A 24768-nucleotide genomic window follows, 5' to 3' on the forward strand; every position below is an offset into this window, starting at 1 on the left:
GGAGGTTCCTCTTGAAAGTCCAAGTAGACGGCATAGAAATTGAACTTGCCGCCGGAACGTCTGCCATTGACGCGGTGTTTGAGGCGGGCGGGGACGTGCCGTATTTCTGCGCCCACAAGTACCTGAGTCCGGTGGGCGCGTGCCGCATGTGCCTGGTGGAAACGGGTTCGCCGCGCAAGGAAAAAGACGGCTCGTTCGTGCTGGACGACGCCACGGGTCAGCCCAAAATCTTCTGGTTCCCCAAGCCGATGGCCTCCTGCACCATGCAGGCCACCGAGGGCATGCACATCAAGACCGCCCGCAGCAGCGAAGTCGTCGCCAAGGCGCAGGCCGGGATGATGGAATTCACCCTGCTCAATCACCCGCTGGACTGCCCCACCTGTGACAAGGGTGGCGCGTGCGAATTGCAGGACCGGGCCTTTGAGTACGGTTACGGCGCGTCCCGTTTCGGCTTTGACCGCCGCCATGCCGATAAGCACTATCCATTGTCTGATTTCGTGATTCTGGATCAGGAACGCTGCATTCACTGCAAACGCTGCGTGCGTTACTTTGAAGAAGTACCAGGGCAGGAAGTACTGGACTTCATAGAGCGCGGCGGACACACCTTTATTGACACCGAGGAAGGCGGGCTGCCCACTGGATTCCAGGGCAACATCACCGACATCTGCCCGGTGGGGGCGCTGTTGGACAACGTGGCCCGCTTCCGGGGGCGCAACTGGGAGTATGACCACACGCCTACCACCTGCACCCTCTGCCCAGTGGGCTGCTCTATTACTGTGGACGCCCGCAATGGCCGTCTGGAACGCATCGTGGCCCGCGAGAACCGTGAGGTCAATGAGGCGTGGATCTGCGACGCGGGCCGTTTCGGTCATGCCTTCGCCTCCGAGCGACGGCTGACCGTGCCGCTGGTGCGGGTGGACGGCGAATTGCAGGAGGCGAGCTGGGACGTGGCCATTGCCGCCATCCGCGCGGGCATGGCCCATCACAGCGTTGCCGATCTAGCCCTGTACCTGAACGCCGATAGCACCCTGGAAGAAGGCGTGGCGCTGGAAGCGCTGGCCGACGCCGTGGGCAGCGTGCATGTGGATCACTGGCCCCGCTACGAGGTGTCGCTGGACGCCATGCCAAACGGTGCGGCCACCCTGAGCGACGTGGCCACCGCCGACGCCGTGGTGGTCATCGGCGCTGATCTGGGCGAGGAAGCCCCGATTCTGGAACTCCGCATTCTGGAAATGCTGCGTGGCGGCATCCTCCCGCCGGAGTACGCGCACGGGACGGCGATTGCCGACTTACGGCTGGTGGAACGCCCGGCCCGCAAGCCGGAAAAGCTGGCCGTTATTGGGAAGGAGTCGCGGTTGTGGGCGCACGCTGGAATCCGTGCGTCCTCCAACGGACACAACGCGCTGGAACGCCTGAGCCGCCCGGATACCACTGAGCTTCAGGCGGCATTGAAGCTGCTCACCGACAGCGAAAAGGCGATCATCGTGCTGGGGGCGGACGTGCTGAACGGCGCTTCCGGCTCGTTCGCAGCGCAGTTATCCGAACTGGCAACGCGCACGGGTGCGAAGATCATGGCGATTCCTGCCGGGGCCAACAGCAAGGGCTTGGCGGCACTGAATCTAGTTCCGCGAGAAGGTGGCCTGCCGTTTGCCCGCGTGGCCGACGCTCCCGCCGTCTTTATCAGCCGCCTTGATCCAGGGGTGCGGGCGCGTGGACTGACCATCGTTCACGACTCGCACCTGACCGCCACTGCAAGGCTGGCGGACGTGGTGTTGCCCGCCGTGACCAATTACGAGAAGCGCGGCACCACCGTCAACCTGGAAGGCCGCCTGCTGGAGCTGGAACAGGCTGCCCTCAGCTCGGGCGAGGCCGCCGATCTGATCCGCACCCTGACCGCCGTGTCCGAGGCGCTGGGCGTGCGCGCCCCGGTGCGCGGCTTGAAGTCGGCGCGGGAACTGGCGGCGCAGAAGCTGGGGATCAAGCTGGGCGAGTTGCCAGAGCGCGGCGTCATTCACGCTTTCCGCACCTCGCACGTCGCCCCCACCGAACAGACGCACGTTCCGAAGCTGTGGACCGAACGTATGCAGCCCTCCATCCAGACCCTGATTCCCGCCAACCTCCAGCCGCTCCCGATGCTGGGCGCGGCCCCCGTGGGAGGGGATGACTGATGCCCGACTGGCTGATCGCCGCCCTGATTACCCTGCTCAAAGCCGTGCTGGTGGCCCTGGCGCTGCTGACGGCTTTCGCTTACATGACCCTGGTGGAACGCCGCCTGCTGGCCCGCATGCAGATTCGCTGGGGGCCGAACCGTGTGGGGCCGATGGGCCTGCTGCAACCGCTGGCCGACGCTATTAAAAGCATCTTCAAGGAAGACCTTCAGGTCACGATGGCCGACAAGCTGGTCTACACCCTCGCGCCGATTCTGGCGATTGGCATGGCGCTGACCGCGTTTGGGGGCATTCCTGCTGGCCCTGCCGGAAGTCTGTTCGGCGCTGATCCCTGGGTCTACAACCTGGACGCCGGAATCCTGGCGCTGCTGGCCCTGACCTCTATGGGTGTGTACGGCATCTTCCTGGGCGGCTGGGCGTCGGGCAGCAAATACCCGATTCTGGGCGGCCTGCGTTCCAGCGCCCAGATGATCAGCTACGAGCTGGGCATGGGCCTGAGCGTGCTGGGAACGCTGATGCTGATCGGCAGCACCAACTTCCGCGTGATCGTGGAGTGGCAGGCCCTCCAGGGCTGGACGATTCTGTTTCAGGTCTTCGCCTTTGCCCTGTTCCTGGTCAGCTCCTTTGCCGAGGTCAACCGCACCCCCTTTGACCTGCCCGAAGCCGAGCAGGAAATCGTGGCGGGCTACCTGACCGAGTACACCGCCATTAAGTGGGCGCTGTTCCAGATGGCCGAGTACGTCAACATGATGACCGCCTCTGCGCTGATGGCGACGCTGTTTTTCGGCGGCTACCGGGGGCCGGTGTTCCTGGACGGCCTGATTCCCGGCATCAGCAGTTGGCCGATCATCTGGCTGGTGGTCAAGATCGGGTTCTTCCTGTTCCTGTTCATCTGGGTGCGGGCCACGCTGCCCCGTCTGCGCTATGACCAACTGATGCGCTTCGGCTGGAAGCTGCTGCTGCCGCTGGCGCTGGGCAACACCATGCTGGTGGCCTTTTACCTGGCGTTCCTGCGGCCCTCCGGCCTGGGCCTGTGGTTCCTGGGCCTGCTGAGTCTCGCTGCGCTGCTGGGCCTGTTCGTCATGGGGGACCGCGTGCGGGGACTGTGGAGTGCGCCCGCCGTGCCCAAGGTGCCAGTCAAGACGACGCGGCCCGTGGGAGGCGATTGAGGTGGATGGCCTTGTGAGCGCACCCTTCATTTCTCAATCTCTCTTGATCTCGGCACATTCACCCACCGAAGGAGTTTCATATGGGCGTTCTTGACATTGCCAAGGGCATGGGCCTGACACTGGGCAAGCTGTTCCAGAAGCCCGTGACTGTCAGTTATCCCGAAGAGCGGGCCACCCTGCAACCGCGTTTCCGGGGGCGGCACATCCTGACCCGGCACCCCGGCACCGGCCTGGAAAAGTGCATCGGCTGCTCGCTGTGCGCCGCCGCCTGCCCGGCCTACGCCATCTACGTGGAAGCCGCCGAGAACGATCCGGCCTCACCGCACAGCCCCGGCGAGCGCTACGCCAAGGTCTACGAGATCAACATGCTGCGCTGCATCTTCTGCGGCATGTGCGAGGAAGCCTGCCCCACCGGCGCTGTGGTCATGGGCAACGAGTTTGAAATGGCCGATTACCGCTACGGCGACTTCGTGTATGCCAAGGAAGACATGCTGGTGGGCGTGACTGGATCAATCCCCCAGCGCCGCGAGGCTGCAAAGAGTGGCAAGCCCGTCCGCCTGGGTTTCCAACTGGACGGCCCGCCACGCGCCGAACTGGAGGGGGTGGAGTACAAGTGAGTTGCTTACGCAATGGTCAAACGGTCAAACGGTCAAACGGTCAAACCGCTCCTGCACTCTCTTTTGAGGTTAGACCTTTAGATGGTTTGACGGTTAGACAGGCTGCCGAAGGCGGCCCCCAATGATGATCGCCTTCATTCTCCTCGGCGCACTTACCCTCGTCGGCGGCGTCATCACCATCGCGGCGAAGAACGCGGTGCATGCGGCGCTGGGACTTGTCGGGACGCTGATCAGCGTGGCCGGGCTGTTCGCCACCCTGAACGCCTCGTTTCTGGCCGCCACGCAGGTGATCGTGTACGCCGGGGCGATCATGGTGCTGTTTCTGTTCGTGATCATGCTGCTGAACGCCAACGCGCCGATCACCGGGCGCGATCCGATTCCCTTCGTGCGCGAACTGGCGGGGCTGGGCGGCGTGGTGCTGGCGGGGTCTTTCGTCATTCTGGCCGTGTCCTACAAGGACCCGCGCCCGCTGGCCGAGGCCACGACGGCGCTGGGCGGAGGCTCGGCGTCGGTGGTAGGGGAGACCCTGCTGACCCGCTTCCTGCTGCCGTTTGAGGCGGTCAGCATTCTGCTGCTCGTCGCCATCGTGGGCGCAGTGGCGCTGGTGCAGCGGCCCGTGCCGCAGCCGGACGATGTGCCAGACAGCGAGCCGGAACTGCTGGCCCCACCTGTGGGTTCCGCAATTTCCAGGGGTGGCAACCAGCCCGCCCTGCAACACCGCAACGACGAAGGGGAGGTGCGCGCCTGATGGTTCCAACCAGTTATTACATCGCCCTGTCGGGCATTCTTTTTGCCCTGGGCATGATCGGCGTGCTGACCCGCCGCACCGCCATCATGGTTTTCCTGAGCGTGGAATTGATGCTGAATGCCTCCAACATCGCGCTGGTGGCCTTTGCCCGTTCCTGGGGTGACCTGACCGGACAGACCGCCGTGTTTATCGTGATGACCCTGGCCGCCGCAGAAGTTGCCATCGGCCTCGCCATCATCGTCGCCATCTTCCGCAAGCGCGAGACCACCAACGTGGACGATCTCGCGGCGATGAAAGGCTGAGTGGCGAGCATGTTGCCCCTTCTGTTTCTGCTGCCCCTGCTGCCCCTGATGGGCTTTGCCCTGCTGATGCTCTTCCCGCGCCTGTTCCCTGAGAAGTCGGGCGGCTGGGTGGCGACTGCTTTTATCGGCACCGCCTTCGTGATTGCCGTTGTCCGCTACCTGGGTCAGACCGACACGCCCGCGCAGGAAACGCTGTGGACGTGGCTGCCCAACATGGCGCTGAATGCCAACCTCAGCGTCGGCTTCTATCTGGATCAACTCAGCGCGCTGATGGCCCTGATCATCACGGGTATCGGCTTCCTGATTCACCTGTATTCCATTAGCTACATGTCGCATGATCCCAAGTTCACGCGCTTCTTCGCTTTCCTGAATTTCTTCGTCGCCATGATGCTGATTCTGGTGCTGGCCGACTCCTACCCACTGATGTTCGTGGGCTGGGAAGGCGTGGGCATGGCCTCTTACCTGCTGATCGGCTTCTGGTTCAGCGGGCGCGGCAGCGAGTCCAGCGATAAAGATCTGCGTGCAGTAGGCGAGAAGGAAGGCGTCAACAACTCCAATGCGGCCCGCAAGGCGTTCATCATGAACCGCATCGGGGATCTGGGCTTCATGCTGGGGATGTTCCTGCTGTACAAGCTGTACGGCACCCTCAGCATTCCCGAACTGGCGACGAGGGTGGAAGGCGTGAGCGTCGCCACCGCCGGGGTGGAGCTGGCCTGCCTGTTCCTGCTGGTGGGCGCGATTGGCAAGAGCGGTCAGTTGCCGCTCACCACCTGGCTGCCCGACGCGATGGCGGGTCCCACCCCCGTCTCCGCGCTGATCCACGCCGCCACGATGGTCACGGCGGGCGTGTACCTGATCACCCGCAGCCACTTCCTGTACGAACTGGCCCCCAACGCCTCGCTGTGGGTGGCCTGGGTGGGTGGCCTGACCGCGCTGTACGGCGCACTGGCGGCCCTGAACCAGCACGACATCAAGAAGATTCTGGCCTTCTCCACCGTCTCGCAACTGGGGTACATGTTCCTGGCGGTGGGTGTGGGCGCGTACTCGGCGGGCGTGTTCCATCTGCTGAGCCACGCCTTCTTCAAGGCGTTGCTGTTCCTGGCGGCGGGCGCGGTAATTCACGCCCTGCACGACGAACAGGACGTGCGGCGCATGGGCGGCATGCGGAAGTTCATGCCATTCACTCACATTGTTTCAGCCATTGGCGTTCTCGCCATCAGTGGTATTCCGATATGGAGCGGCTTCTTCAGTAAGGACGCGATTCTGGCCGCCGCCTTTGAAACGCAGCCCGCGCTGTACGCCATCGGCCTGATCGTGGCGCTGCTGACCGCCTTCTACATGGGCCGCTGGTATTTCCTGGTGTGGCGCGGCGAGTACCGTGGGGCCGAGGCCACGGGCGTCGTGCACCCGCACGAGGCCGACACGATTACCAAGATTCCGCTGGGCATCCTGGCGGCGGGCGCAACCCTGATCGGCTTTCTGAACATTCCCACTTTCCTGGGTGGCGGTCACGCCTTCGACACCTATCTGGGCCGCGCCATCCCGCAGGAAGCGCATGAGATTTCTGCCTCTACCGAATGGACATTGACGGTGCTGGCCGTCGTCGTCGGCGTGGCTGGTCTGGCCTGGGCCTATGCCGCGCACCGGGCCAGCAAGCTGGACAATGGTCCGCTGGGTCAGTTCAGCGCCAGTGCCCTGTATCTGGACAACGTGTATGACGGTCTGGTGGCCGCGCCCAGCAAGGCCATTGCCGGGGCGCTGGACACGGTGGACCGGGGCACGGACGGCCTGATCGGCAGCATTGCCAGCAACGCGGCGGCTCCCGGCGCACTGTTCACGATGTGGCAGAGCGGCTTCGTGCGCGCCTACGCGGTCAGCATGTTGCTGGGTACGGCGGGGATCATCGGCTACTGGGCACTGAAGATGGTGGGGAGCGGCGCGTGAGCATCACTACGTCTTTCGCCTTGACCCAAGGCTGTCAACTGATCTCTTCCTCCGGCCTGTCTCTCTTCTCACTCACCCCGGAGGCCCCCCATGTTTGATCCCCAATGGCTTCCCACCATCATGATTTTCCTGCCCCTCCTGGGCAGCCTGCTGATCTTGATCACGCCCAACCGCTGGCGCGACGAGGTGGCCGGGTTCATGGCTGCCGTCACCCTGGGCCTGGGCATGATGATCTGGTACGCGGGCGGCTCCGGGCTGCTGAGCCTGAACTGGATTCCTTCTCTCGGCATCACCTACAGCGTGGAACTGTCGGGCGTCAGTCTGGCGCTGGCGATGGTCACAGCGTTCATGTCGTTTATCGCCGTCCTATATGCGGCGCGGCGCATCCCCAATCCAGGAACGATGCTGGCGCTGATTCTGGCGATGGAAACGGGTCTGCTGGGCATCTTTGCCGCCCGTGACCTGATCCTGTTCTACGTCTTCTTTGAAGACGCGCTGCTGCCCTCGCTCCTGATGCTGGCGATTTACGGCAAGGCGCACCGGATGCGGGCACTGGTCAAGTTCGCCGCTTACACGCTGTTCGGCAGCCTGCTGATGCTCGTTTCAATCATCGGCGTGCGCTATCTGGGTGGTAGCCCGACATTCGCCCTGGTAGATCTCAAGCAGCATCTGGTGACAGGTCCGGCGCAGACGTGGCTCTACATCGGCTTCCTGACGGCGATGGCGGTCAAGCTGCCGCTGTGGCCGCTGCACGCGTGGCTGCCCGACTTTCACGAGCAGAACCACGACAGCGGGATTCCCGACGTGATGGGCACGCTGTACAAGGTGGGTGGCTACGGCCTGTTCACCTTCGCCATTCCGCTGTTCCCCGACGCCTCGCTGGAACTGCGCCCGATCCTGATGGGACTGGCCGCCTTCACGGCGCTGTATTCCGCCTGGATCGCCTTCGGGCAGAAGGACTGGAAACGCCTGCTGGCCTACGCGGGCCTCTCGCACATGGGCTTCGTGGCGCTGGGCGTGTTCAGTCTGAATGAAACCGCCGTGATCGGCGCGATGTACCTGCTGGCCTTCCAGAACCTGTACACCGGAGCGCTGTTCCTGAGCGTGGGCATGGTGCAGGAGCGCATCGGCAGCCTGGACACCCGCGTGGGCGGATTGATGACCGGGGCCGGAGCTTTGGGCGGCATGACGATGGCTCTGTGGTTCGCCTCCATTGCGGTGCCGGGCTTTGCCGGATTCATTGGTGAGTTTTCGGTGCTGCTGGGCGCGTATCAGGTGTCGCCGTGGCTGGCCTTCGTGGCGGGCCTGACTGTTATTGCCGCCGCCGCCTACGCCCTCACCGCCTTTCAGACCACCTTCTGGCAATCGCGTCCACTGGGTGGGGTGGTTGTACGTGACCTCGTGCATACCGAGTGGCTAATCCTGGGGCTGCCGCTGGCCGTCGCCATCTTCTTCGGCGTCTACAGCGCCCCGGCCCTGAACCTGATGCAACCCGCCGTGAAATCTGTTCTCGCTGCCCTGGGAGGCAACTGATATGCCTCAACTCGTCCCACCGGATGTCGCCTTTCTGCCCATGCTGCCCATTTTGCTGGTGCTGGCTGGCGCGCTCATCAGCACTTTGCTGGGTTTCTGGGTCAGCCGCCGCACGCTGACCGCTATCAACATTGTCACCGTGATCCTGTCCGGCGCGAGCATGATGTACCTGTGGAACCGGGGCCTGACTTCCTTTGCCGGAAGCTTGCAGGCCGACAACGCCGCCGTTCTGCTGGGCCTGACCATTCTGGTGGGCACCCTGATGACCCTGCTGGTGTCGCTGGATACCGCGTGGCGCGAGCGGGTGTCCTTTCCCGAATTCGACGCCATGATGATGTACGCCGTGACCGGCTGCCTGCTGATCGTCTTTTCCGGTGATCTGATCATCATGCTGATCGGGCTGGAGATCATGAGTCTGGCGGGCTATGTCCTCGCCACCTTCCAGGGTTCGCGCCGCGCCGAGGAATCGGGCCTGAAGTACTTCCTGCTGGGCGCGGTGGGCAGCGCCACCCTCATTTACGGCATTGCCTTCGTGTACGGCGCAACTGGCAGCCTCAACTACGCCGCCATTGCCGCCAAGGTGGGCAGCGTGAGCAACCTGACGCCCGACAACGCGGGCATTCTGGTGGGCGGCAGTCTGTTGCTGCTGGCGGGCTTCGGCTTCAAGATCGCCCTGGTTCCCTTTCACCAGTGGACGCCCGATGTGTACAGCGGCACGTCCACCACCACCTTCCTCTTCCTGAGTACCGTGATCAAGGTGGCCGCCTTCGCCGGAATGCTGCGCGTCTTTGGTGGCGCGCTGCACGATGCGCCCGGCTGGACCAGCGTCTTGCAGGTGCTGACGGCGGCCACGCTGATCATCGGGAACACGGCGGCGCTGCTCCAGGTCAATTTCAAGCGCATGCTGGCGTATTCCGCCGTGGCCCACACTGGTTTCCTGGCGATGTGCCTGCTGGGCACCCCCGAACTGGGCGGCGCGGCGCTGGGCTACTACCTGCTGGTCTACACCCTGATGACGGGCGCTGCCCTGGCCGTCCTGGCCGCCCTCCAGCGCACCGAGGCTGGATTTGAGATCAGTGACATGCGCGGGCTGTACTACCGCCATCCCGGCTACGCCATCGCGCTCTCGGTGTGTCTGGCGTCGCTGGCGGGTCTGCCCCCCTTCGCGGGATTCTTTGGCAAGTATCTGGCCTTCCAGGCTGCGTTCCAGAACGGCTACGTGTGGATCAGCGTGCTGGCCGCGATCACCAGTGTGGCCGCCCTGATCTATTACCTGCGTCCCGCCATGCTGATGTTCATGCCAGACCGCACCCCGGCGCGGGAATACCTGCACGGCCAGCGCTTCCCTACCACCTTTACCGTGGGGCTGGGCGTGGCGGGCATCACCGTGCTGGGCATCCTGCCGAACGTCTGGTATAGCTGGGTGGCCAATCCGGCGATCTGGCAGTTTTTAGCTGGGCGCTAGACGTTCTTCTCACTTCCCCCTGTCCCATGCGGAGAGGGGGTTTTCTTTGGTCAGATTGTTGACACTGTCTAAAGCCTCGCCGTAGGCGTTCACGCAGGAGGGGCGGTGGCCTGTCCCTAGACTGGACGGCATGCCCAATTTGAGTGAAGGTCAAGGGATTCGCTTGTGACGACAAAGGAGAGAGAGGCCATCCTCGCCATGCTGAATTCGGCGCACGTCACGGAGCCGACGCGGCGGGCGCTGCTAGAACGGCTGAATGCCCGGTATGGGCATGAGTTTTTTGATGAGGTGGAGTTCGGGCGGTTGCGAGCGCTGGCCGTGCGCCTCGTGCCCCATGACCCTGCCGAGATGGATCTGGCAGGAACAGTGGACCATCGTCTGATCGTGGGCATCGGTGACGGCTGGCGTTATGCCGACGCTCTGCCAGATGGGGAGGCGTACCGGGAACTGCTGGCCGCGTTGCCTGAAGGGTTTGAGACTCTGAATGGCGATGCTCAGGATGCCGCCATCCCCGCTGTTCAGTCCTCCCACCCGCACGCCTTTGAAGACCTGCTGGCGGAATTGACTGAGGCGTTCATGGCCCACCCGGTGACCCAGTACCGCTTCGGCTACGCGGGCTTCGCGGACGCGCCCGAGTGGCCCCACGTCGGCCCTAACGAGCTTGAGCCGAGGGAGGAAGCGTATGGCCCCCGCTAACGCATTGCCCACCGATCTGGACGTGCTGGTGATCGGTACAGGTGCGGGGGGCGCGCCGCTGCTGGCGCGGCTGGCGCAGGCTGGCCTGAAGGTGGCCGCGCTGGAAGCAGGCGTGCGTCATCCCCCCGAAGGCATCGCCACCGACGAAGTGGCGCAGTTGGGGCTGTTCTGGACGGATGAGCGGCTGTCGGCAGGTAATGATCCGGTAGGCTTCGGGCGCAACAACAGCGGGCGCGGCGTGGGCGGCAGCACCCTGCATTACACCGCCTACACACCGCGCGCCCAGCCAGACGACTTAAAACTGCGAACTGAGTTCGGGCAGGGCGAGGACTGGCCGCTGGAATTCTCTGAGCTGGAGCCGTATTACGATGAGCTGGAGTATTTCCTGGGCGTCTCCGGCCCTGAGAATTATCCGTGGGGGCCGCAGCGCAAAAGCTCCTACCGTCACCCGCCGTTGCCGCTGAACGGGGCCGCCCGATTGATGCAGAAAGCCTGCGCCGAGATCGGCATGAAGACCTCGCCCGCCGCCAACGCCGCCCTCAGCCGCCCGCAGGAGCAGGAGGGCTACGGCACGCGCCACACCTGCACCAACCGGGGCTTCTGTCAGGCGGGCTGTTCCATTGGCGCGAAGGCCAGCATGGACGTGACCTTCCTGGCACTGGCCGAATCGCTGGGCGCGCAGATCGTGGATGGCGCGCAGGTGACGGCCCTGACCATGAAAGACGGGCGCGTGACGGGCGCTGAATTCATGCGTGGACAGGAGCTTGAGCATCTCTCCGCCAAGACCGTCATCCTCGCCGCCGGAGCGGTGGAAACGCCGCGCCTGCTGCTGATGAACGGCCTCGCCAACAGCAGCGGGCAGGTGGGCCGCAACTTCATGGCGCATGTGGGGATGCAGGTCTGGGGGCAGGTAGACGATGATCTGCGCCCCTACAAGGGCATTCCCGGCGGCCTGATCAGCGAGGACACCCACCGCGTTCCTGGCCTGATCGGCGGCTACCTGCTGCAATCGCTGGGCGTGATGCCCGTGACCTACGCCACCCAGTACGCGCGCGGCACGCTGAAGTGGGGGCCAGAGCTGGTGCAGCACCTGCGGGGCTACAACCACGTCGCCGGAATCAACGTGCTGGGCGAGTGCCTGCCCTACGAACATAATTATCTGGAACTCTCCGATGAGCTGGACGGGCGCGGGCTGCCCAAGCCGCGTATTCACTTCTCCTTCGGTGAGAACGAGAAGAAGATGAATGCCCACGCCGAGGCATTGATGCGTGACTTGTGGGGCCGGATCGGCGCGCGGGACGTGTGGGCGCTGCCTCGCGCCGCGCACACGCTGGGAACGGCACGGATGGGTGCAGACCCCGAAACCAGCGTCGTTAATCCCTTTGGCCGCACGCACGACATTGAAAACCTGTGGATCTGCGACAACTCCACCTTCACTAGTTCTCTAAGCGTCAATCCCGCCCTGACCCAGATGGCCCTGAGCCTGCGAACGGCGGACGCGTTGGTTGAGGGTTTGAAGCAGGCGTGATTCAGCAAAGTCTGTAGTTGGCTTTTAGCCCCTCCCTCCTTGTGGGGGAGGTTGGGAGGGGGAACCGCAAACGCCTTCCCAGCGGTACTCGAATAACTTTCTACAAAGGAGTCCCCATGACCAATCAGAACACCAAAAACACCGCCGAACGTAAAGACCTTCAGCCCCTGCCCAAACCCAAGAAAGAGCAGGTTGGCTACGCCGTGCTGGGCATCGGCGCGCTGACCATCGACGAATTGCTGCCCGCCTTCGCCGTGGGCCAGCGTTCCAAATTGGCCGCCGTCGTCAGCGATGACCACGAGAAAGCCGTGGCAACTGCTCTCGCTTACGGTCTGACTGAGGCCGACGCCTACGACTATGACCGCTTTGAGGAACTCCAGAGCCGTGCCGATGTTCACGCCGTCTATATCGTGTTGCCCAATACCCTGCACCGCGAGTACACCGAGCGGGCCGCGAAAATCGGCAAGCATGTGCTGAGCGAGAAACCGCTGGCCGGGAATCTGGAGGACGCTGAGGCGATGGTCAGGGTCTGCGCCGAACACGGCGTCAAGCTGATGACCGCTTACCGCTGCCAGTACACCCCCCACCACTGGCGGGCGCGGGATCTGATCCAGAACGGCGAGTTGGGCAAAGTGAAGCTGATCCACTCGGTCAACGTGCAACTGGAAACAGACCCGGACCAGTGGCGGCTCAAGGACAAGCTGGCGGGCGGCGGTTCGTTGCTGGACGTGGGCCTGTACTGTCTGAACACCATCCGTTTCCTGCTGGCCGAGGAGCCGTCCGAGGTTTACGCTCAGACCTTCAGCACGCCGGATGATGAGCGTTTCGGGGAGGTGGAGGAAACCGTGGCGTGGCAGATGACCTTCCCCAGCGGCGTGATCGCCCAGTGCATCTGCTCCTACGGCGCGTCCCACACCCGTTCGCTGGACGTGTTCGGCACGGACGCCCGCCTGACACTGGACCCCGCCTTCGACTACACCGATTTGCGCCTGAAGGTGCAGACCCCGGAAACCGTCACTGAACATCTGTTGCCCGAAATGGACCAGTTCGCGCTGGAAATTGACCACTTCTCGGCCTGTATTGAGGAAGACCGCGAGCCGTTCACCCCTGGCGAGGAAGGCTTGCAGGACCAGAAAATCATGGCCGCCATCTACCAGTCGGCGCGTGAGGGCCAGCCCGTCAAGCTGGAAAAGATAGAGAAGAAGGACGCCTTCCGAGGTTCCCCGCCCAATCAGGACTTTGCCGAGCGGGCCTGAAATGACGCCTCTCGTTCTGGTTCACGGCTTCGGCACCTCGCGCCACATCTGGCGGCGGGTTCTGGAGGACGTGGAGGCGCTAGCCATTGATCTGATCGGCTTTGGCGACGCGGTGGCTCAGGGCCGGGCCGGGCAGACGGTGGAGGACATGGCGCAGGCTTTAGCGGACAGGCTGCGTGAGGCGGGCGATGGGCCGTACCGCGTTGCAGCGCATTCAATGGGTGGGAAAGTGGCCCTGCTGGTGGCCGCCCGAAATCCCGGACTTGTCTCCGAACTGTTTTTAATTGCCCCCTCGCCTCCCACGCCTGAGCCAATGGACCCGGAAGGCCGCGCCAAGCTGCGTGCTGCCCACGGGGACCGCGACGCCCTGAACGCCCAGTACCACGACATCACCGTTCAGCCCATCCCCCAACAGGATTTCGCGCAACTGGTGCAGGACGGTCTGTGCGCCAGCCGTGACGCCTGGACTGCCTGGCCGGACGTGGGCAGCCGCGAGGATATTTCCAGCCAACTGGACGGGTTGAACTTACCCATCACCGTCCTTTTCTCGGAAGATGATCCCGCTATTTCGCCCGACACCATCCGCTCGGAAGTGCTGGGGCGTTTCTTCCAGGCCAAACCGGTTGTCATTCACGGCAGCGGCCACCTGATTCCACTGGAAGACCCGCAGGCGGTTGTGACGCTGCTCGCGGCAAAGGAGAGAAGATGACCCTGAATTTTAAAGCCAGCGACTTGACCGACGGCGGCATGCACACCTTTGAAGTGGGCGATCAGAAAGTTCTCGTGACGCGTGATGGCGATGATTTTCACGCCTTTGATGCCCTCTGCCCGCACGCCGGGGCCGATCTGGGCCAGGGCGTGCGCTGCGGCTCCCGCATCGTCTGCCCGTGGCACCACGCGACATTCCATGCAGGCAATGGTTCGCTGATAGAGCCGCCCGCGCTGGAAGGGTTGAAGCAGTACAGTGTGAAGCGCGATGGCGAAAGCCTGAGTGTTGATCTGGACGAGGAAATCAAGCCTCAGACCCCAGAACCCAGCCACGAGGATCACCACACCGTCATCATCGGCGGCGGTGCGTCGGGTTTCATGGCGGCGCAGACGCTTCGGCTCGGCGGCTACGCGGGCAAAATCACCATGCTCACTGCCGAGAACCGCGCCCCCTATGACCGCACCGCGTTGAGCAAGGCATACCTGAGCGGCAAGAAACCAACCGACAAGCTGGCGCTGGGTGGGGCCGACTGGGCGAAGGAAAACAAGATTGATCTGCGCGAGGGCGTGAAGATCACGAAACTGGACCGGGAAGCCCACGAAGTCCACGTGAACGGCGACACACTCGGTTTTGATGCTGTCATCGTCGCCACTGGCGCAACGCCCAACACCCTGAGCATCCCCGGCGCTGAACTGGACGGCCAGTATCAACTCCGCTCTTTCGGCGACGCTGAGAAGTTGAAAGAGGCGGCACAGGGCAAGAATATTGTCATTATCGGCTCTAGCTTCATTGGTCTGGAAGCGGCGTCCAGCCTGATTGAAGGGGCCGCGTCGGTTACGGTTATCGGACAGGATGCCGAGATTATGAGCCGCGCCCTGACGCCCAAAGTGGGCCGCGCCATTCGCAAGCTGCATGAGGATAAGGGAGTGAAGTTTCATCTGAAGGCCGAGGTAGAGGCCATTGAAGGTTCCGGGAAAGCCGAGGCCGTGCGCCTGAAGAGCGGTGAGCGTATTGAGGCTGCTCTGATCGTGCTGGGCATCGGCGTGAAACCCAATTCCGACTTGCTGGCTGACCTCGCCAACGAGAAGGGAGCCGTCCCTGTGAACACCCATTTGCTAGCTGCGCCGAACGTCTACGCTGTGGGCGATATCGCCCTGGCCCCCACCGTGCTGGGCGAGATGCGTGTGGAACACTGGCGCGTGGCTTTGCAGGAAGGCATGACCGCCGCGCAGAGCATCCTGAAATCATCTGATCTGGAGCCGATGGATAGGCGTGTACCGTTTTTCTGGACGCAGCAGTACGGCAAGAGCCTGCGCTACGTGGGCCACGCGGAGAATCTGGACGACACCCATATCTGGGGCAACCCGGACGAGCTGAAGTTCATTGAATTCGCCTTCAAAGACGGTCAGGCGGTGGCTGCCAGCGGCATGGGCATGGATAAAGACCTCGCTGCATTTGAAGAACTGCTGTTGCTGGGGCGTGCGCCTGGGGCAATGGAAATCAGGAAAGGGGAATTCAGTCTGGTGGAGCGATTGAAGGGCTAAACAACCACAACGCCACCTCCGAGGAAGTGGCGTGTGGTGGGGGCGCGGCATGCGTCGAAACCGTGGAAATGAAGGGTGAAATGTGCGGTGTCAGCGGTGAGGCGTGCTGGGCGTACCCGGTGAAGGGGTTGACGCCGCCCCAGCGTCCCTGACTCGCCGGAGCGAGTAGTGCAGCCTTATCCCCGCTGCGAGGTAGGTTTCCGCCCGCACGGACGCGTCCCCGCCTCCACTGTGCGCCTACGCGGGCAGTTCGGTCAACCAGTTGAGCTGCTGAATCCCAGTTTCCAGTTCTCGCCGCGTTTTGGCTAGCACGTCCACTTGTTTTTGCAGGTCGCGGGCAGGCATGACGGACTGGATGCGAACCTCGCTGTTGCTGTAGCGGGTCTGGCGCTCGGAGGCGGTGGCGGCGGCGCGGCGCAACACTTGCAGGCGCAGGTCCAGCATGTCGCGGCGGGTCAGGGCGGCGGTCAGGCTCATTCCGTCCGGCAGTGTGGCACTCAGGTTGGCGCGGTGGATGCGGGGGATCAGCAGTTCCAACGCCTCCGTGACTTCCATGAACTCCTTGAGCAGTTGTTGCGGGTCTTCGCTGGGTTTTTCCCGCTCCTGCACCAGCATGTTCCTGACGATGCGTTCCTCAAGCTGGGCGGCGCGTTTCTGTAAATCTGCACGGTCAATCAGGGCCTCGGCCAGTTTCATGACGGCATGCTAAAGCGCCCGTCGCCCCGCTAAGCCACAAGGCGCACGATTTCTTGCCCTCCGCGTTGTTATGCTCAGCCTTGAAATGCCGTTTGATGCCCGCGCCCTGACCGCCCTGGATTTTCCCCGTATTCGCGACGCCCTCGCCGAGCGCAGCAGCACCTCGCTGGGCGCAGAGCGGGCGCGGAGTCTGTCGCCCTCCAATGATCCGGGCCGAATTGCCCGCGAACTGGACGAGGTGGAAGACGCCCTCTTTGGCGTCAGCCTCTCCTTGGGCGGCATTCAGGACATCCGCGAGTTGCACGCCCGTACTCAGGACGGACGCGTGCTGAGCGGCCAGGAACTGCTGACCGCCGCCTATTCCCTGGACGGCGCGATGACCGTCAAGCGCGCCATCAACGCCAATTCACGCGGGCCGCTGCGTGAGGTGGCACTGGGTCTGGGCGAACACTCGGAGCTGATCCGGCGCGTGCTGTCAGCGCTGGACCGTGAGGGCGGCGTGCGAGATGAGGCCAGCCACCGTCTACGCGATCTGCGCAAACGCATAGAGCCGTTGCGGGGGCGCATCCGCGAGAAGCTGGCCGCCACGCTGGAAAAATGGGCCGACATCCTCCAGGAAAACATTGTGACCATTCGCCGCGACCGTTACGTGCTTCCGGTGCAGGCCAGTCGCGTGGGGCAGGTGCAGGGCATCATCGTGGACGCCTCGGCGACGGGGCAGACCTATTTCGTGGAACCGGCAGCCGTCACGCAACTGAACAACGAACTCACACGCCTGATTCTGGATGAAGAGGCCGAGGTTCGCCGCATTCTGATCGAGCTGTCGGGCCTGCTGGCCGCCGACGCCGATGTGCCGATGACCCTGACCACCATAGGTGAGCTGGATCTGATCGCCTCCCGCGCCCGGCTGGCCCGCGACTGGCGACTGAATCGCCCCGAAGCCGTGACCGACGGCACCTATGATCTACGAGAAGCACGGCATCCCCTGATCGACAATCCCGTTCCCAACGACATTCAACTGGGCGACACCAAAGTTCTTCTCATCACTGGCCCCAACATGGGGGGCAAGACGGCCACCCTCAAAACGCTGGGGTTGGCCGTTCTGATGCACCAGTGTGGGCTTTACGTGGCGGCGGCCAGCGCCAAACTGCCCATCGTGTCGGACGTGCTGGTGGACATCGGGGACGAGCAGAGCATCGAGGCCAGCCTGAGTACTTTCGCCTCCCACCTCAAGCACCTGCGCTACGTGCTGCGCTTCGCCTCACCGGACACGCTGGTGCTGGTGGACGAGCTGGGCAGCGGCACCGATCCCAATGAGGGTGCGGCCCTGTCGCAGAGCATCATCGAAACGCTGCTGGCGCAGGACGCGCGCGGCATCGTGACCTCTCATCTATCGCCCCTGAAGCTGTTTGCGCTGGAAACCCCCGGCCTCAAGAACGCCAGCATGGGCTTCGATCTGGAAACACTGGCCCCCACCTACGCTCTGCAAGTGGGGCAGCCGGGCCGCAGTTACGCGCTGGCGATTGCCCAGCGCATGGGCCTGCCCGAAGATGTGCTGGAGCGGGCCACCACGTTGCTGGGAGAGGACGCCGGAATCATGGAACGGATGCTGGAAGGGCTGGAGCGCGAGCGTGCTGAGCTGGTTTCTCAACTGGACAGCACCGCCACCGCCCGCCGCGAGGCCGAGGCCGAACTGAGCCGCGTGCGGCAGGAGCGCGAATCTCTGGACATGCGCCGCAATGAAATGCTGGCCGAGGCGTCGCAGAAAGCCGAATCGCTGTACGCCGACGCCGTGGAGCGCGTCCGCACCCTCCGCGCCCGTGCGCAGGAGGACAGCGCCCGCCCCCGCGTGATGCAGGAGCTGCGCGAACTGCGTGTGGCCGCTCAGAAATCCCGCCCCGCCCCGGTGGTGCGCGAGGAACGTGGCGATCCGATCCGGGTGGGCAATGTGGTGGACGTGCCCGCCTACAACGCGGGCGGTCAGGTGCTGGAGTTGCGCGGCGACAATCTGGTGGTGCAACTGGGCGTCATGAAGGTGGGCGTCAAGAGGCGCGACGTGAGACTGCGCCCCGAGGTCAAGGAGAAGGCCCCCAAGAGCAGGGGCCTGCGCTCGGGCTTTGCGGGAACCACGCCCAGCAACTTCGCCTCCGAACTGCAATTGCGCGGGCTGGGCGTGGAGGAAGCCGTCGAGGAACTGCGGACCGCCATTCTGGAAGCCTCTGCCCTCAAGGAAACGCCGCTGCGGGTGGTTCACGGCAAGGGCCAGGGCGTGCTGCGCCGCCTGCTGCGCGAGTACCTCAAGAACGACAAGAAGGTGGAGTCCTACCACGACGCCGAACCCAACCAGGGCGGGCATGGGGTGACCGTGGTGAACGTCAAGGTCTGAATGGAGGAGGCTGGTTTTCCCCTTCTCCATCTGTGCGGAACGGGTCCAGCCGCCTGCGGAGGAGCGCCGCGAAAAGGGCGGGGAAGAGGAGGCCACCGGGCACGTCGAAAACCCATACCTCCTGCCCGGCTCTGGCGTGCTACCTTCTGCGCCGTGATGGCCCTGTGACCCTTTCATGACCGCGCATAGTCCCCCTGTCCCGCCGCCGCTAACCATGACCCTGCTGGCGGCAGGCACGGCGGCGTTTTTCACGTTGGGCGTTCTTCAGGCCATGTATGGCCCCGCCTTCACGCTGTTCCAGGAACGCTTCGGTATCTCGACGGCGGGGGTGGGCATCATCGCCAGCGCGCATTTTGTGGGGTCCGCGCTGGCCCCGCCGCTGGTGGGCATCCTGCTGATCCGCTTCAGCCTGCGCCGGGTGGTGGTGGCCGCGCTGCTGACGCTGGCGCTGGGTGCAACGTTGGTGGCGCTGGCCCCCATCTGGCCACTGGCGATTGCCGGGGCGCTGCTGGGGGGCTTTGGCGCGGGTGGCGTCAGCGGTGGCCTGAACGCGGCCTACGCCAGCATCGGTACGCGGGCCGTGAATCTGGTCAATGCGGTCTTCGGCCTGGGCAGCATCCTGTCGCCGCTGCTGGTGGCCGGAGCGGGGGACAAGCTATCTGCTCCCTTCCTGATCGTCGCCGTGTTGGGCGGTCTGACCCTCCTCAGCGCCCGCATCTGGGGGTTCCCGGCCATGCAGGAGCAGCCTTTTTCCGTCCCGTCGGGGCGGGCGCGGGCTGGGGTGCAGGTGGCCCTGTTTCTGGTGCTCATCGCGTGTTACGTGGGGTTAGAGGTGGGCTTCGGTGCGTGGGCAGGCCGTCACCTGCAAAGCCTGGGTTACGCGTCGTTTGCCGTGATTGTGGCTGGGTACTGGGGTGGCATGACCGTGGCCCGCATCCTGACCGGCATCTTCGGCGCGCGGGTGCGCCCGGAGCGGCTGGTGCTGGCCTGCGCTGGCCTGACTGTGCTGTGTGGGCTGGCCGCCACGCAGGCCGCGTTGGCTCCCGCCGCGTACATTCTGGCCGGGCTGGCGCTGGGGCCAGTGTTCGGCACCACATTGGTGTGGACCACCCGCAGCCTACCCGCCCGTCTGGTGCCGTTTCTGCTGACCTCTGGAAGCGTGGGCGGCATCGTGGCCCCCTTCCTGCTGGGCGTGCTGGCCGCGCGTTCTGGCCCTGACGTGATCCCGCTGGCCCTCGCGGCGCTGGCCGCCACGCTGGTGGTGGTGGTCTGGGGAACCCTGCGTGTCACGCGTCCGGCAGCAGCCCCGGCCTCCGTCGCATGACGCGTGGGGTTCTCTGAACCGCCGTGTCGATTGCCAGGGGCGGGGCCATATGGCACAATGCGCGCTACTTCTCACACATGCGTCCATCCCCGATCTGCACCCAGTCCCGCCGGTCCAGGCCAGCGGCGTAACGGAGGCTTCACAATGACCCAATCAACCAAGACCGTCAGATTGACCCGCGAAGGCTATGAACGGCTGCAACGCGCCCTGGATCAGGAGCAGGCCCGCCTGGCCGAGGCCACCCGCATCCTGCAAGAGCAGATGGAAACCAGCGCTGACAGTGAAGACACTGGCCTGGAAGACGCCAAGCGCGAGAAGATGAACATCGAGGCGCGCATCGACGAGCTGGAAGACACGCTGAGTCAGGCCACCGTCATCGAGGACCACGAGAACGCCGGGCGTGTGGAACTGGGGGCCATCGTGGTCCTGAACAACGAGACCAGCAAGAAGGAAACCAAGGTGATGGTGGTCAGCGCGCCCGAGGCCGCCGTGACCGGGGGCAGCTTGCCCCGCGTCAGCGAGGACAGCCCGGTGGGCAAGGAACTGATGGGCCGCAAGAAGGGCGAGGCGTTCGTGGTCAATCTGGACAACGGCAAGCAGATGAAATACAAGGTCAAGAGCATCGAGTACTGAGGGCAAGGACAGAGGGCAGATGGCGCACGATTAAGCCCTCTGCCCTCCGCCACTGTTCCTCAGCTCTCTGCCATCCCCGCCGCCACCCGATCCAGTTGCCCATTTGCATCCTCGCCTACGACGCCGCCGTGGTAAGTCACGACGGTCTGCACGTCCAGTGCGGCCATGCTGCTGACGGACTGGCCTGCCGCAACCATGTCCGGCGTCACCTGCGCTCTGGGCGGGTGAAGCTGTCCGTCGTCTGACACCAGCGCGTCCCCGGTGATCAGCGTCTTTGTGCGTTCCAGATACAGGCTCAGGTGGCCGGGGGTGTGGCCCGGCGTCATGACCACGTGCACGCCCCCGGCCAGCGGCAGCACTTCGCCGCCTTGCAAGGCGCGGTCAACTTTGACGGCCACGCGCGGCAGGCTCAGGCGGGCGCGCATCTGAGGCGGCGTTTCAGGATCGGCCAGCATCTCTGCGACGGCTTCCGGCGGCGGCATTTTCTGAGGCCATTCCTCGCCCTGAATAAACGGAGTTTCGCGCGCCGAGGCCCAGACCTGCGCGCCGCTGGCCTTCACGACGGCTTCCAGGCTGCCGATGTGGTCCAGATCGTGGTGGGTGATGATGATTTGCCTGATGTCCTTGAGGGACGCGCCGACTTCGGCCAACGCCGTCTCAATCGCGTCCTCCATGCCGGGCATTCCGGTGTCTACCAGAGTATGCCCGGCCTGAGAATCCAGAATGACGGCGGCGTTGAGGATGTTGGGGCCAGTGCCGAAGTCGGCGGTCAGTTCCAGGATCAGCAGGTCATCGTTTAATTTCATGGGCGGAGTATTGGCCCACGTCTGGGACTGGAGATGAATGCGAGGCCACAAACTCTGTTCCATCTAGAGCGGCGTTTATACTCGCCCGTATGTCTGATGTTCCCGCCTCACCCGCCCCGCAAGGCCCGCCCCGCCCCGACAACCTGCACGAGCAGACTGTCAGCCGCCTGAACAATCTGGACGCTCAGGTGGCGGCGGGCTTCGAGGCGTCGCCGTACTCGTACCCGCGCACCCACAGCACCCGCGACGTGCTGGCCGCGCATCCCGCCCCCGCCGACGCTGAAGGCAAGCTGGAAGCCGGGCAGGAATGGCCCGAGGAAACCTACGCGCTGGCTGGGCGCGTCACGCTGCTGCGGCACATGGGTAAGGCGGCTTTTGCCGATCTGACCGACGAACACGGCAGCCTGCAACTGCACCTGTCGAAGCAGGAAACCGAGAACTTCGATCCCACCAAGAAGATCGATCTGGGCGACATCATCGGCGTGTGCGGCGTGCCCTTCGTGACCCGCACCGGGCAACTGACCCTGCGCGTGACCTCGTGGCAGCCCCTGGTCAAGAGCCTGCACCCGCTGCCCAGCAAGTTTCACGGCCTTCAGGACGAGGAATTGCGCGCCCGCCGCCGCTACCTCGACCTGATGATCAACCCGGAGCGCCGCGCGGCCTTCCGCACCCGCTCGCGCGCCATCCGCTACATCCGCAACTTTCTGGACACGCGCGAGTTCATGGAGGTGGAGGGACCCACCCTGCAAGTCGTGGCGGGCGGCACCGAGGCCAAGCCGTTCAAGACCCACCACAACGCCCTGTCGCACGATTTCAGCCTGCGCATTAGCCTGGAGCTGTACCTCAAGCGGCTGCTGGTGGGCGGCTTCGAGCGCGTCTACGAGATTGGCCGCAACTACCGCAACGAGGGTATCGACCGCACCCACAACCCCGAATTCACCATGCTGGAAGCCTACTTCGCTTACGGCGACTACCAGGACATGATGCGGCTGGTAGAGGAGATGGTCTCCGGGCTGGTGCAGGAGGTCACGGGTTCCGAGAAGCTCACGTACGGGGGCAAAGAAATCAGCTTCGCGCTGCCCTTCAAGCGGCTGGATTTTGTGACCGCGCTGAAGGAAGCGGCGGGCATGGACTTTGAACCCACAGACCTCGCGAAGCTGCGCGAGTGGACCGACGCGAAGCATCCCGAACTCCGCAAGGTGCCGGATTACAAGTTGCTGGACAAGCTGTTCGGCGAGTACGTGGAAGACAACCTGATCCAACCCACCTTCGTGACCGACGTGCCGCTGGCGATCAGTCCGCTGGTCAAGGCGCACCGCAGCCGCCCCGATCTGGCCGAACGCGCCGATCTGTTCGTGGCCGGATTTGAGCTGGCCCCCATCTATTCCGAGCTGAACGACGCCTTGGAGCAACGCGCCCGTTTTGAATCCCAGAGTGCCCGCCGCGACGCCGGGGACGACGAGGCCCACGAGCAGGACGAGGACTTTCTGCTGGCGCTGGAGTACGGCATGCCGCCCGCCGCAGGCATGGGCATGGGCATGGATCGGCTGGCCATGCTGCTGACCGACTCCGACAGCATCCGTGACGTGCTGCTGTTCCCGCTGCTGCGCCCCGAAGGGCAGCCGGGTGAGGCCGAGGCAGAAACTTAAATCCTGTTGACTGGGGCCAGTCCGGGTGTGTCCCTGGGCTAGCCTTTCTCATGCACTGAACTTTCCTTCCTTCTCCAGTTCGGTGTCTGGATTCCTCTCATTGCGGTGAAGAAGAAGCCCGGTCAATTGACAAACCCTTCATGTTTGGAGCAGCATGACGGGCGTACCTGTTTTGCAGACAATCCCACCATTCGTTCACGAGGCCCCCGCATCAGACCTGCGCCGCCGCCTCCTTTTTTTCTTGGCCCCATCTTCCCCGGAGGAACACATGAGCAAAACACCTATCAAGAGAGCTTTGTTGATCGCCGCCGCCCTCGCCACCGCCAGCAGCGCCCTGGCTGCCGGAAAACTGGAAATCTTCTCATGGTGGTCCGGTGATGAGGGTCCTGCGCTGGAGGCCCTGGTCAAGCTGTACAAGGAAAAGTACCCCACCGTGGCCGTGGACAATGCCACGGTCTCGGGCGGAGCCGGAACCAACGCGCGGGCGGTCCTCAAGACCCGCATGCTGGGCGGCACCCCCCCCGACTCCTTCCAGGTTCACGCCGGACAGGAACTGATCGGCACCTGGGTGGTGGCTGGGCGCATGGAAGACCTGAGCAGCCTGTTTAAATCCGAGGGCTGGAGCAAGGCGTTCCCCGCCGATGTGCTGAAACTGATCAGCACCAAGGACGGCATCTGGAGCGTGCCCGTCAACGTTCACCGCAGCAATGTGATGTGGTACAACCCTACTAAGCTCAAGGAGTGGGGCGTCACCGTTCCCAAAACCTGGCCTGAGTTCATCACCACCTGCGCCACCCTCAAGAAGAAGGGTGTGGCCGCGCCCCTTGTGGTGGGCGAGAACTGGACCCAGCAGCACCTGTGGGAGAACGTGATGATCGGTACGCTGGGCGCACAGGGTTGGGAAAACCTGTGGGCAGGCAAGACCAAGTTCACCGATCCCAAAGTCGTGGGGGCCTTTACCACCTTCGGCAAGGTCATGGACTGCGCCAACAAGGACGCCAGCGGCCTGAGCTGGCAGCAGGCCAGTGACCGGATCGTCAGCGGGCAGAGTGCGTTCAACATCATGGGCGACTGGGCCGCCGGGTACTTCACCACCACCAAGAAACTGGCCCCCGGCACTGGCTTCGGCTGGGCCACTGCCCCTGGCACCTCCAAGACCTTCGTGATGCTGGCCGATTCTTTCGGGCTGCCCAAGGGCGTCAAGGACCGCGCCGAGGCCATGAACTGGCTCAAGCTGCTGGGCAGTAAGGCAGGCCAGGACACCTTCAACCCGCTCAAGGGCAGCATCGCTGCCCGCACCGATAGTGACCTGAGCAAGTACAACACCTATTCCAAGAGCGCGGCCACCGACTGGAAGAACAGCAAGATCGTCGGGTCCATGACCCACGGCGCAGTGGCGCCCGAAAGCTTTACCAGCGCCTTCGGGGCCGTGATTGATCAGTTCGTCTCCAGCAAGAACAGCGCCGGGGCCGCTGCCGCCGCGCAGGCGCTGGCCGTCCGCGCAGGCTTCGGCAAGTAAAGCAAGTAAAAACTATGGTTTGTAGGGTGTAGGAACGCCGACACCCCCTTGCTGGCAGGGATGAAACGCGGATCAG

General features: G+C 63.9%; 20 protein-coding genes. 18 read left to right on the forward strand and 2 right to left on the reverse strand.

What is annotated here, in order from left to right; all coding sequences use genetic code 11:
- Positions 1-11 precede the first annotated feature (11 nt).
- From nuoG to DAAJ005_RS05530, 13 genes are all read left to right on the forward strand, one after another.
- Positions 12-2168 carry an NADH-quinone oxidoreductase subunit NuoG gene (nuoG, locus tag DAAJ005_RS05470; protein ID WP_151846231.1) on the forward strand — a complete coding sequence of 719 codons (2157 nt, stop codon included), beginning with the start codon at positions 12-14 and terminating at the stop codon, positions 2166-2168.
- Positions 2168-3337, forward strand: coding sequence for an NADH-quinone oxidoreductase subunit NuoH (nuoH, locus tag DAAJ005_RS05475; RefSeq protein ID WP_075836990.1), 1170 nt, complete (start codon positions 2168-2170; stop codon positions 3335-3337). The genes nuoG and nuoH overlap by 1 nt, the downstream gene beginning before the upstream one ends.
- A gap of 80 nt (positions 3338-3417) precedes the next feature.
- Positions 3418-3954, forward strand: coding sequence for an NADH-quinone oxidoreductase subunit NuoI (gene nuoI, locus DAAJ005_RS05480; protein ID WP_029483046.1), 537 nt, complete (start codon positions 3418-3420; stop codon positions 3952-3954).
- A 121-nt stretch (positions 3955-4075) separates the two neighbouring features.
- Complete coding sequence (locus DAAJ005_RS05485; protein WP_151846232.1) at positions 4076-4702, forward strand: NADH-quinone oxidoreductase subunit J; 627 nt, start codon at positions 4076-4078, stop codon at positions 4700-4702.
- Positions 4702-5004: an NADH-quinone oxidoreductase subunit NuoK gene (gene nuoK / locus DAAJ005_RS05490; protein ID WP_151846233.1), complete on the forward strand. Its 303-nt coding sequence runs from the start codon at positions 4702-4704 to the stop codon at positions 5002-5004. Before DAAJ005_RS05485 ends, nuoK begins: the two co-directional genes overlap by 1 nt.
- 9 nt (positions 5005-5013) lie before the next feature.
- Positions 5014-6948, forward strand: a complete 1935-nt coding sequence (nuoL, locus tag DAAJ005_RS05495; protein ID WP_151846234.1) for an NADH-quinone oxidoreductase subunit L — start codon at positions 5014-5016, stop codon at positions 6946-6948.
- A 90-nt stretch (positions 6949-7038) separates the two neighbouring features.
- Positions 7039-8481, forward strand: coding sequence for an NADH-quinone oxidoreductase subunit M (locus DAAJ005_RS05500; protein ID WP_151846235.1), 1443 nt, complete (start codon positions 7039-7041; stop codon positions 8479-8481).
- 1 nt (position 8482) lies between these two features.
- Entirely contained in the window at positions 8483-9946 is a 1464-nt protein-coding gene (locus DAAJ005_RS05505; protein ID WP_151846236.1) for an NADH-quinone oxidoreductase subunit N, read from the forward strand.
- 165 nt (positions 9947-10111) lie between these two features.
- Complete coding sequence (locus tag DAAJ005_RS05510; protein ID WP_151846237.1) at positions 10112-10642, forward strand: gluconate 2-dehydrogenase subunit 3 family protein; 531 nt, start codon at positions 10112-10114, stop codon at positions 10640-10642.
- The gene (locus DAAJ005_RS05515; protein WP_151846238.1) at positions 10629-12170 is read left to right on the forward strand and encodes a GMC family oxidoreductase; all 1542 of its coding nucleotides are present in this window, start codon (positions 10629-10631) and stop codon (positions 12168-12170) included. The genes DAAJ005_RS05510 and DAAJ005_RS05515 overlap by 14 nt, the downstream gene beginning before the upstream one ends.
- A 116-nt stretch (positions 12171-12286) precedes the next feature.
- Positions 12287-13426 (forward strand): Gfo/Idh/MocA family protein, encoded by a 1140-nt coding sequence (locus DAAJ005_RS05520; protein WP_151846239.1) that lies wholly within the window; start codon positions 12287-12289, stop codon positions 13424-13426.
- A gap of 1 nt (position 13427) precedes the next feature.
- A complete protein-coding gene (locus tag DAAJ005_RS05525) occupies positions 13428-14135 on the forward strand; it encodes an alpha/beta fold hydrolase (protein ID WP_151846240.1) in 708 nt (235 codons plus the stop codon).
- On the forward strand, positions 14132-15679 hold the full coding sequence (locus DAAJ005_RS05530) for an FAD-dependent oxidoreductase (RefSeq protein ID WP_151846241.1): 1548 nt from the start codon (positions 14132-14134) through the stop codon (positions 15677-15679). Before DAAJ005_RS05525 ends, DAAJ005_RS05530 begins: the two co-directional genes overlap by 4 nt.
- Positions 15680-15916: 237 nt before the next feature.
- On the opposite strand, the gene DAAJ005_RS05535 is transcribed toward DAAJ005_RS05530, so the two are convergent.
- Positions 15917-16375, reverse strand: coding sequence for a DIP1984 family protein (locus DAAJ005_RS05535; RefSeq protein ID WP_151846242.1), 459 nt, complete (start codon positions 16373-16375; stop codon positions 15917-15919).
- Between the two features lie 85 nt (positions 16376-16460).
- On the opposite strand from DAAJ005_RS05535, the gene DAAJ005_RS05540 reads away from it, so the two are divergent.
- The 3 genes from DAAJ005_RS05540 to DAAJ005_RS05550 all read left to right on the forward strand — a co-directional run bounded on the left by DAAJ005_RS05540 (position 16461) and on the right by DAAJ005_RS05550 (position 20718).
- Positions 16461-18761 (forward strand): endonuclease MutS2, encoded by a 2301-nt coding sequence (locus DAAJ005_RS05540; protein WP_192930879.1) that lies wholly within the window; start codon positions 16461-16463, stop codon positions 18759-18761.
- Positions 18762-18936: 175 nt separating this feature from the next.
- The gene (locus tag DAAJ005_RS05545) at positions 18937-20085 is read left to right on the forward strand and encodes a sugar MFS transporter (RefSeq protein ID WP_151846244.1); all 1149 of its coding nucleotides are present in this window, start codon (positions 18937-18939) and stop codon (positions 20083-20085) included.
- A 144-nt stretch (positions 20086-20229) separates the two neighbouring features.
- Positions 20230-20718, forward strand: coding sequence for a GreA/GreB family elongation factor (locus DAAJ005_RS05550; RefSeq protein WP_151846245.1), 489 nt, complete (start codon positions 20230-20232; stop codon positions 20716-20718).
- Between the two features lie 59 nt (positions 20719-20777).
- Here the strand turns inward: DAAJ005_RS05550 and DAAJ005_RS05555 are convergent, their stop codons facing one another.
- On the reverse strand, positions 20778-21524 hold the full coding sequence (locus DAAJ005_RS05555) for an MBL fold metallo-hydrolase (protein WP_151846246.1): 747 nt from the start codon (positions 21522-21524) through the stop codon (positions 20778-20780).
- Between the two features lie 89 nt (positions 21525-21613).
- On the opposite strand from DAAJ005_RS05555, the gene lysS reads away from it, so the two are divergent.
- Entirely contained in the window at positions 21614-23173 is a 1560-nt protein-coding gene (gene lysS / locus DAAJ005_RS05560; RefSeq protein WP_151846247.1) for a lysine--tRNA ligase, read from the forward strand.
- Positions 23174-23441: 268 nt separating this feature from the next.
- On the forward strand, positions 23442-24692 hold the full coding sequence (locus DAAJ005_RS05565; RefSeq protein WP_151846248.1) for an ABC transporter substrate-binding protein: 1251 nt from the start codon (positions 23442-23444) through the stop codon (positions 24690-24692).
- The last annotated feature ends 76 nt before the right edge of the window (positions 24693-24768 follow it).

Source organism: Deinococcus sp. AJ005, assembly GCF_009017495.1.
Classification (GTDB): domain Bacteria; phylum Deinococcota; class Deinococci; order Deinococcales; family Deinococcaceae; genus Deinococcus.